The sequence below is a fragment of the Xenophilus sp. genome (assembly GCF_044462705.1).
GTDB lineage: Bacteria > Pseudomonadota > Gammaproteobacteria > Burkholderiales > Burkholderiaceae_C > Xenophilus > Xenophilus azovorans.
Genome location: NZ_JBIQNC010000215.1, coordinates 1 through 7,805 on the forward strand (window position 1 = coordinate 1; position 7,805 = coordinate 7,805).

7 protein-coding genes are annotated in these 7,805 nt (G+C 67.2%); 4 read left to right on the top strand and 3 right to left on the bottom strand.

The genetic code is table 11. The features are described 5' to 3' along the window. Window positions 1-184 precede the first annotated feature (184 nt). From ACIY1X_RS22485 to ACIY1X_RS22495, 3 genes are all read right to left on the bottom strand, one after another. Window positions 185-607, bottom strand: coding sequence for a barstar family protein (locus ACIY1X_RS22485; protein ID WP_038202760.1), 423 nt, complete (start codon window positions 605-607; stop codon window positions 185-187). A 63-nt stretch (window positions 608-670) separates the two neighbouring features. Beyond that, on the bottom strand, window positions 671-1,111 hold the full coding sequence (locus ACIY1X_RS22490; protein WP_399684894.1) for a ribonuclease domain-containing protein: 441 nt from the start codon (window positions 1,109-1,111) through the stop codon (window positions 671-673). Between the two features lie 184 nt (window positions 1,112-1,295). Continuing rightward, window positions 1,296-3,629, bottom strand: a complete 2,334-nt coding sequence (locus ACIY1X_RS22495; protein ID WP_399684896.1) for an NADP-dependent malic enzyme — start codon at window positions 3,627-3,629, stop codon at window positions 1,296-1,298. Between the two features lie 242 nt (window positions 3,630-3,871). On the opposite strand from ACIY1X_RS22495, the gene ACIY1X_RS22500 reads away from it, so the two are divergent. The 4 genes from ACIY1X_RS22500 to ACIY1X_RS22515 all read left to right on the top strand — a co-directional run. Then, window positions 3,872-4,921: an SPFH domain-containing protein gene (locus ACIY1X_RS22500; protein WP_038202334.1), complete on the top strand. Its 1,050-nt coding sequence runs from the start codon at window positions 3,872-3,874 to the stop codon at window positions 4,919-4,921. A gap of 6 nt (window positions 4,922-4,927) precedes the next feature. Next, entirely contained in the window at window positions 4,928-6,424 is a 1,497-nt protein-coding gene (locus tag ACIY1X_RS22505) for a DUF4178 domain-containing protein (protein WP_399684899.1), read from the top strand. 30 nt (window positions 6,425-6,454) lie between these two features. Next, window positions 6,455-6,673: a DUF350 domain-containing protein gene (locus ACIY1X_RS22510; protein WP_399684904.1), complete on the top strand. Its 219-nt coding sequence runs from the start codon at window positions 6,455-6,457 to the stop codon at window positions 6,671-6,673. An 84-nt stretch (window positions 6,674-6,757) separates the two neighbouring features. Then, on the top strand, window positions 6,758-7,805 hold a 1,048-nt coding region (locus ACIY1X_RS22515; protein WP_399684901.1), incomplete at its 3' end, for a site-specific DNA-methyltransferase.

Consider the following 7,805-nt stretch of genomic DNA (forward strand, 5'->3'; position numbering starts at 1 on the left):
TAGCTGCTGTTGAAGGGGCTGCTCATGCGCAGCGCCAGCGGCGACACGTCCACCAGCTTGTCGGTGGGCATCTTCTCCGCGGCGGGGTCCGCCTCCAGAGGGATGCCGTTCACGGCGGCGCCCTGCGCGCCTGCCACCTGGGCCTCGTTCGCCCGTTCCGCTTGGCCTGCTTGTGCGGAACGGGCTACAGAAAAGAATAGAAGCATCGGAAGGGTACCTTGCGGTCCCCCCAGTAGTCCGCCGCATCCCGGAAGATGTCCAGCAACTGTTCGCGCGCTTCCTTGTCGAACTTGGCCGTGGCCGGGATCTGCTCCAGCACCACCACGAAGCCCGGCTGCGGGCCCGACTTGTGCAGCGGGTCGGTCATGCAGTCGTACAGCGCGTCGAAGTTCTTGCCGAAGTGGGCCGGGAACATGAACTGCTGCGCGATCAGGTCGAGCACGTCCTGCTTGCTCTGCGCATTGGCCAGGTTGGCGTACAGGAAGTGCTGGCCAGCCGCCTGCGCGGCCTCCTGCAGGTCGCTCACGCGAAAGGCGCGGATCGACTGCACGATGTTCGGCCGCACGCCCCGAAGGGGCTGCTGATTCATCTCCGTCTTGGTTTCCATGGTGATCAACGAAAAATCTCCCGGACGCGTCGGTGCGTCACCCCTGCCGACGAAGACCGTGCCTCATGGAACGATCTTCCTGAAACTCGCATAGTGGTCCGCGGTGTACCAGCAGGCCTCGGGCTGCGTCGGACGGCCGCCGCAGACGATGCGACGGGCGCCGCGATGGCGAACCCCGGGCGTGGGGACCGTGTACTCGCGGTAGTGGCCGCGCCGCTCCCTGGGGAGCAGCCGCTCGCGGTTGCCGAACACCGTGCCGTCCTTGTCGTGGCGGAACGGGCCGCCGGCGAGGATGGTCCGGTAGGTCTGCCTGCCCTGCTCGGGCAACTCCGCCAGCGTGATCGAACGCGCCCGGTTTTCGGCCGCCGCTTCCACGCCACCACCTGCCGTCTCCCGCGCCGAGGCGTCCAGGCCACCTGCCATCCCCGCCCAGACGGTCGCCACGAAAACGCCAGTAAGCGCTAACTTGGATGCCGAAAAAGAACGCGGGGCGGCTGCCGCCATGGTTGCTGCCATCAAGGCGCGAAAGGCTGAAGATGCGGGCTTTGACTTACGGGTTAACCCGCAAACTCAAGCCCGCCAGTGTGCATCAGCCCTGCCCAAAAAGCAAGCGCCTGCCCAAGGATTGGGCAGGTGCCAGGGGGTGCTGCTGTGCAGATAAGTTAGCGCACGCTGTCGGTGTAAGCCTTCAGCGGTCGGCGTTGGCGTCGGCCACCGTGAGGGCAGCCATGTTCACGATGCGCCTCACAGTGGCGCTGGCCGTGAGAATGTGCACAGGTTTGGCCGCACCGAGCAGCACCGGCCCGATGGCGATGTTGCCGCCCGCCGCCGTCTTCAGCAGGTTGTAGGCGATGTTGGCGGCGTCGATGTTCGGGAACACCAGCAGGTTGGCGTCTCCTGCCAGGGCGCTGTGGGGCATGACGGCCATGCGCTGGCGGCCGTCGAGGGCCACGTCGCCGTGCATTTCGCCGTCCACCTCCAGCCAGGGCGACTGGACACGCAGCAACTCCAGCGTGCGCCGCATCTTCAGCGCGCTGGGGTGCTCGCTGGTGCCGAAGTTGGAGTGCGACAGCAGCGCCGCCTTGGGCTTGAGGCCGAAGCGCATCATCTCCTCGGCCGCCATGGTGGTGATCTCGGCCAGTTCCTCGGGGGTCGGGTCGTAGTTGACGTGGGTGTCGACCAGGAAGACCTGGCGCTCGGGCAGCATCAGGCCGTTCATGCAGGCGTAGATGGGCACGTCCTGCGGGGTGCTGGCGCTGCCGCCGGGGCGCTTGCCGATCACCTGGTCGATGTAGTGCAGGTGGTTGGCGGTGGTGCCCCAGGTGCCGCAGATCAGGCCGTCCACCTCGCCCTTGTGCAGCATCATGGCGCCGATCAGCGTCAGGCGCCGGCGCATCTCGATCTTGGCCACCTGCATGGTGATGCCCTTGCGCTCGGTCATGCGGTGGTAGGTCTGCCAGAAGTCGCGGTAGCGCTCGTCGAAGTCGGTGTTGACGACGTCGTAGTCGCGCCCTTCCGAGAGGCGCAGGCCGAACTTCTCGACGCGCTGCGCGATGATGGCCGGCCGGCCGATCAGCGTGGGCCGGGCGATGCCCTCGTCCACCACGATCTGGCAGGCGCGCAGCACGCGCTCCTCCTCGCCCTCGGCGAAGGCCACGCGCTTCTTGGCGGCGCGCTTGGCGGCGTCGAAGATGGGCTTCATCGTCGTGCCGGAGGCATAGACGAAGTTCTGCAGCTTGTCGCGGTAGGCGTCCAGGTCCTTGATCGGGCGCGCGGCCACGCCGCTGGCCTCGGCCGCCTTGGCGACCGCGGGCGCGATCTTCATCATCAGCCGCGGATCGAAGGGCTTGGGGATCAGATATTCGGGGCCGAAGCTGAGCTTCTCGCCCACATAGGCGGCGGCCACCTTCTCGCTCTGCTCGGCCTGCGCCAGGTCGGCGATGGCGTGCACTGCGGCGATCTCCATCTCGTCGGTGATGGTGGTGGCGCCGCAGTCCAGCGCGCCGCGGAAGATGTAGGGGAAGCACAGGACGTTGTTGACCTGGTTCGGGTAGTCGGTGCGCCCCGTGGCCATGATCACGTCGCCGCGCACGCCGTGCGCCGCCTCCGGCATGATCTCCGGGTTGGGGTTGGCCAGCGCGAAGATCACCGGATGGGCGGCCATCTTGGCCACCATCTCGGGCTTGAGCACGTTGCCGGCCGACAGGCCCAGGAACACGTCGGCGCCCTCGATCACCTCGCCCAGCGTGCGCGCCTCGGTCTTCTGCGCGAACTGGGCCTTGTCATCGTCCATCAGCTCGGTGCGGCCCTCGTAGACCACGCCGGCCAGGTCGGTCACGTAGACGTTCCCGCGCTTCAGGCCCACCTTCAGCAGCAGGTTCAGGCAGGCCAGCGCGGCCGCGCCGGCGCCGGAGGCGACCAGCTTGACCTGGCCGATGTCCTTGCCCGCCACCTTCAGCGCGTTGACCATCGCCGCGGCCACGGTGATGGCGGTGCCGTGCTGGTCGTCGTGGAAGACCGGGATCTTCATGCGCTTGCGCAGCTCGCGCTCGACGTAGAAGCAGTCCGGCGCCTTGATGTCCTCGAGGTTGATGGCGCCGAAGGTGGGCTCCAGCGCGGCGATCACCTCGACCAGCTTCTTCGGGTCCTTCTCGTCGATCTCGATGTCGAACACGTCGACGCCGGCGAACTTCTTGAACAGGACGCCCTTGCCTTCCATCACCGGCTTGGAGGCCAGCGGGCCGATGTCGCCCAGGCCGAGCACGGCAGTGCCGTTGCTGATGACGGCCACCAGGTTGCCGCGGGCGGTGTACTTGAAGGCGTTGGCCGGATCCTTGACGATCTCTTCGCAGGGCGCGGCCACGCCGGGCGAGTAGGCCAGCGACAGGTCGCGCTGGTTGAGCATCTGCTTGGTGGCCGAGATGGCGATCTTGCCGGGCACCGGCAGCTCGTGATAGGCGAGCGCGGCGCTGCGCAACTGGGCGCGCTTGTCTTCGGCGCTCAGGTTCTGGGACTCGGACATGGAAGGCGGCTCCTTGGATCCCCGTGTGGGCGCTCGCATGCGGTGGGCTCGATGGCCGGCGCGCGGGGTTGTCTGTCGTGTCGAAAAGGGGCGTCGATTGTAGGACGCGGCCTTGCGGCATGCCGCTGCCGCTTGCGCATGAGGCCATGCATGCCATAGGCCGCATGGCCGGTCGGGGCGGGTGCCCCGGCTATGGCAATATCCGCGTCCCATCCCACCCCGCCGAGCGAGGAGCGCGCACCATGGCCCTGATGGATTTCATCAAGAAGCAGTTCATCGACATCATCCAGTGGACGGAGACCGGCGACGGCACGCTCGCCTGGCGCTTCCCGATGCAGGAGATGGAGATCCAGAACGGCGCCTCGCTCACCGTGCGCGAGTCGCAGATGGCGGTGTTCGTCAACGAGGGGCAGGTGGCCGACGTCTTCGGCCCCGGCATGTACAAGCTGACGACGCAGACGCTGCCGGTCCTCACCTACCTGAAGAACTGGGACAAGCTCTTCGAGTCGCCCTTCAAGAGCGACGTCTACTTCTTCAGCACCCGCCAGCAGGTCGACCAGAAGTGGGGCACGCCGCAGCCCATCACCATCCGCGACAAGGACTTCGGCGCCGTGCGGCTGCGCGCCTTCGGCAACTACGCCTTCCGCGTCGCCGACCCGAAGCTGTTCCACACCGAGATCTCCGGCACGCGCGACACCTACACCGTGGCCGACCTCGACGGCCAGCTGCGCGGCCTGGTGCTGCAGAACATCAGCAACGCCATCGCCGCCAGCGGCGTGCCCTTCCTGGACCTGGCGGCCAACCAGATCCAGTTCGCCAACGCGCTGATGGCGCAGCTGAACCCCGAGTTCGGCAAGATCGGCCTGAAGCTGGAGGCGATGACGGTGCAGAACGTCTCGCTGCCCGAGGAGCTGCAGAAGATCCTCGACCAGCGCATCGGCATGGGCATGGTCGGCAACGACATGGGCAAGTTCATGCAGTACCAGACGGCGCAGGCGATCCCGAAGTTCGCCGAAGGCGCGGGCCAGGGCGGCAGCGGCATCGCGGGCGACGCGATGGGCCTGGGCGCCGGCGTGGCGCTGGGCCAGGTGCTGGCGCAGAACCTCGCGCAGGGCCTGAACCCGCAGGCCGCCGCGCAGGCGGCCGTGGCAGCGGCGGCCCCGGTGGCCGCGGTGAGCGCCAGCGACGTGATGGCCACGCTGGAGAAGCTGGGCGAGCTCAAGGACAAGGGCATCCTGACGCAGGAGGAGTTCGACGCCAAGAAGGCCGAGCTCCTGAAGAAACTCGTCTAGGCATCGATGACCGAGGACAGCGGCAGCCAGCGCCACTACCGGGCGCCCTGCCCCGGCTGCGGCGCGCCGGTGGAATTCCGCTCGGCGCAGTCGGCCTTCGCCGTCTGCCCCTACTGCCAGAGCACCGTCGCGCGGCAGGGCGAGCAGCTTGCGCGCATCGGCAAGATGGCGGAGCTGTTCGACGACTTCAGCCCGCTGCAGCTCTTCGCCACCGGGCGCATCCAGGACAAGCCCTTCACCCTCGTCGGCCGCCTGCAGTACGCCTACGAGGGCGGGCGCTGGACGGAGTGGATCGCGCAGCTCGACGGCGAGGGCGAGGACCGCATCGGCGTGCTCGGCGAGGACAACGGCGCCTTCGTCTTCTCGCTGCCCTACCCGCTGCAGCGCCCGGCGCCCGCGGCCGACAGCCTGCGCGTGGGCGTCACCACCGCCATCGACGGGCGCCCCTTCACCACCGCGTCGAGCCAGGAGGCGCGGCTGGTCTCCGCCCAGGGCGAGCTGCCGCGCCTGCCCGCCCTCGGCCAGCCCTTCCGCGTGGTGGAGCTGCGCAACGAGCAGGGGCTGGTGCTCAGCCTGGAATACGACAGCGACCCGCCCGGCGCGTGGCTGGGCCGCTCGGTGCAGCTGGACGAGTTGCAGCTGAGCGGCCTGCGCGCCGAGTCGGCGAAGGAAGACACGGGCCGCAGCTTCAACTGCCCGAACTGCGGCTCGCCGGTCACGCTCCACCTGGCCGACACCAAGAGCGTCACCTGCCCGCAGTGCAGCAGCATCATCGACACCAGCAGCGGCATCGGCGGCGAGCTGAAGTACGCCACCCAGCGCGAGCCGGTGCGGCCGCTGATCGCCCTGGGCAGCACCGGGCAGCTGCACGGCACGTCCTGGCAGGTGGTCGGCTTCCAGCACCGCATGGGCCAGGAGCCCGGCGATGACGAGCAGTTCGGCTGGGACGAGTACCTGCTCTACAACAGGAAGCGCGGTTTCCTCTTCCTGGTCGACGCGGAGGACGGCTGGAGCGCCGTGCGCCCGACCACCGGCGCGCCGACCCTCGCGCAGGGCGGCCAGACGGCCCGCTACCTGGGCCGCACCTACCGCCAGCAGTACGCCTACGAGGCCGAGACCACCTACGTGCTCGGCGAGTTCTACTGGCAGGTGGCGCGCGGCCAGAAGACCAGCAACCGCGACTACGCCGACGGCAAGGGCGGCATCCTCTCGATGGAGCGCGGCGGCGACGAGGTGACCTGGTCGCACGGCAGCAAGATCGACAGCGCGGCGGTGGCGGCCGCCTTCAAGCTCGATGCGAAGAAGGACCTGTTCCGGCGCGCCGACGCCTCGCCGGTGAGCGCCGCCTCCGGGCTGGGCTGCGGCACCATCATCGTGATCGCGGTGGTCATCATCTTCCTGATGATCGTCCTGTCCACCTGCACCAGTTCGTCCGGCGGCAGCGGCTACCGCAGCTCGGGCGGTTCGTACGGCGGCTACTCCAGCGGCGGAGGCCACAAGTGAGCGCAACAACTTTTTCCGGAGGTCCTCATGATGGGATTTGAATGGCTCAAGCCGGCGGTGATCCTCGGGTCGCTGCTGTACGCCGTCATCGGCGTGGTGGTGTTCTGGGTGTGCTTCCTCATCATCGACAAGCTCACGCCGGTCGACCTGTGGGCCGAGATCGTCGAGAAGCAGAACAAGGCGCTGGCCATGGTGGTGGCCGCCATGTGCCTGGGCATTTCCATCATCGTCGCCGCGGCGATTCATTGAGCCGCGGGCGCAGGCCCGGGAGGCGTCTGCACCACAATCGCGGGCTTATCCTGTGCCCGCGCTGCGGGCCTTCGACCGTCTGACATGCCCACCCTCGACTGGCTCAATCGCGACACCGCTTTCACCACCGCCGCGCAGGTGCCTTACCGCCTGCTGGACGCCGTCTCCATCCACGGCGACGCGCAAGCAGCGCAAGACAACCTGCTGATCCAGGGCGACAACCTCGAGGCCTTGAAGGCGCTGCTGCCGTTCCACCGGGGGCAGGTCAAGTGCGTCTTCATCGACCCGCCCTACAACACCCGCAGCGCCTTCGAGCACTACGACGACAACCTGGAGCATGCGCAATGGCTCTCCATGATGCTGCCGCGTCTGCAACTGCTGCGCGAGCTGCTGCGGGAGGACGGCTCTATCTGGGTGACCATCGACGACAACGAGGGGCACTACCTCAAGGTGCTGATGGATGAGGTGTTTGGGCGGGGGAATTTTGTGGCCAATGTGATCTGGGAGAAGCGGAGGTCACGAGAGAACCGACGCGTGTTCTCATTCAACCATGACCATCTCTTCGTTTACGGCAGGAACAAGCGCAGCTTCGAGGAGGTGCGAAACGCCCTCGGACTCAGCCAGGAAGTGCTGGCGCGATACAAGAATCCGGACAACGATCCTCGTGGTCCCTGGCAGTCCGTTTCCGTCAATGCACAAGCTGGCCACGCAACCCCGAGCCAGTTCTACCGATTGACGCTCCCTTCGGGGCGGACGATCGACCCGCCGAAAGGGCGTTGCTGGCTCTACACGAAGGACCGGATGCAGGAGGAGATTTCGGCAGGGAATATTTGGTTTGGCGCTGATGGCGACAACGCACCCCGCGCAAAGAAGTTTCTGCGCGACTACGAAGAAAAGGGGCTTACTCCTGAAACCATTTGGCCGGCCGTGGATGTTGGGACCAACGATGAGGCCAAAAGGGGCATGCTTCAGCTCCTTCCGGACAGTCCAGTCTTCGACAACCCCAAGCCGGAGGGCTTGCTTGAGCGTATCTTTCACATCGCCACCAACCCCGGCGACCTCGTCCTCGACAGCTTTCTCGGCTCCGGCACCACGGCCGCCGTGGCGCACAAGATGGGCCGGCGCTGGATCG

Bases quoted from the DNA above. Each gene is read 5' to 3' on its own strand.
- ACIY1X_RS22510 (WP_399684904.1), top strand. From the start codon at position 6,455: ATGGGATTTGAATGGCTCAAGCCGGCGGTGATCCTCGGGTCGCTGCTG.
- ACIY1X_RS22505 (WP_399684899.1), top strand. From the start codon at position 4,928: ATGACCGAGGACAGCGGCAGCCAGCGCCACTACCGGGCGCCCTGCCCC.
- ACIY1X_RS22500 (WP_038202334.1), top strand. From the start codon at position 3,872: ATGGCCCTGATGGATTTCATCAAGAAGCAGTTCATCGACATCATCCAG.
- ACIY1X_RS22490 (WP_399684894.1), bottom strand. From the start codon at position 1,111: ATGGCGGCAGCCGCCCCGCGTTCTTTTTCGGCATCCAAGTTAGCGCTT.
- ACIY1X_RS22495 (WP_399684896.1), bottom strand. From the start codon at position 3,629: ATGTCCGAGTCCCAGAACCTGAGCGCCGAAGACAAGCGCGCCCAGTTG.
- ACIY1X_RS22485 (WP_038202760.1), bottom strand. From the start codon at position 607: ATGGAAACCAAGACGGAGATGAATCAGCAGCCCCTTCGGGGCGTGCGG.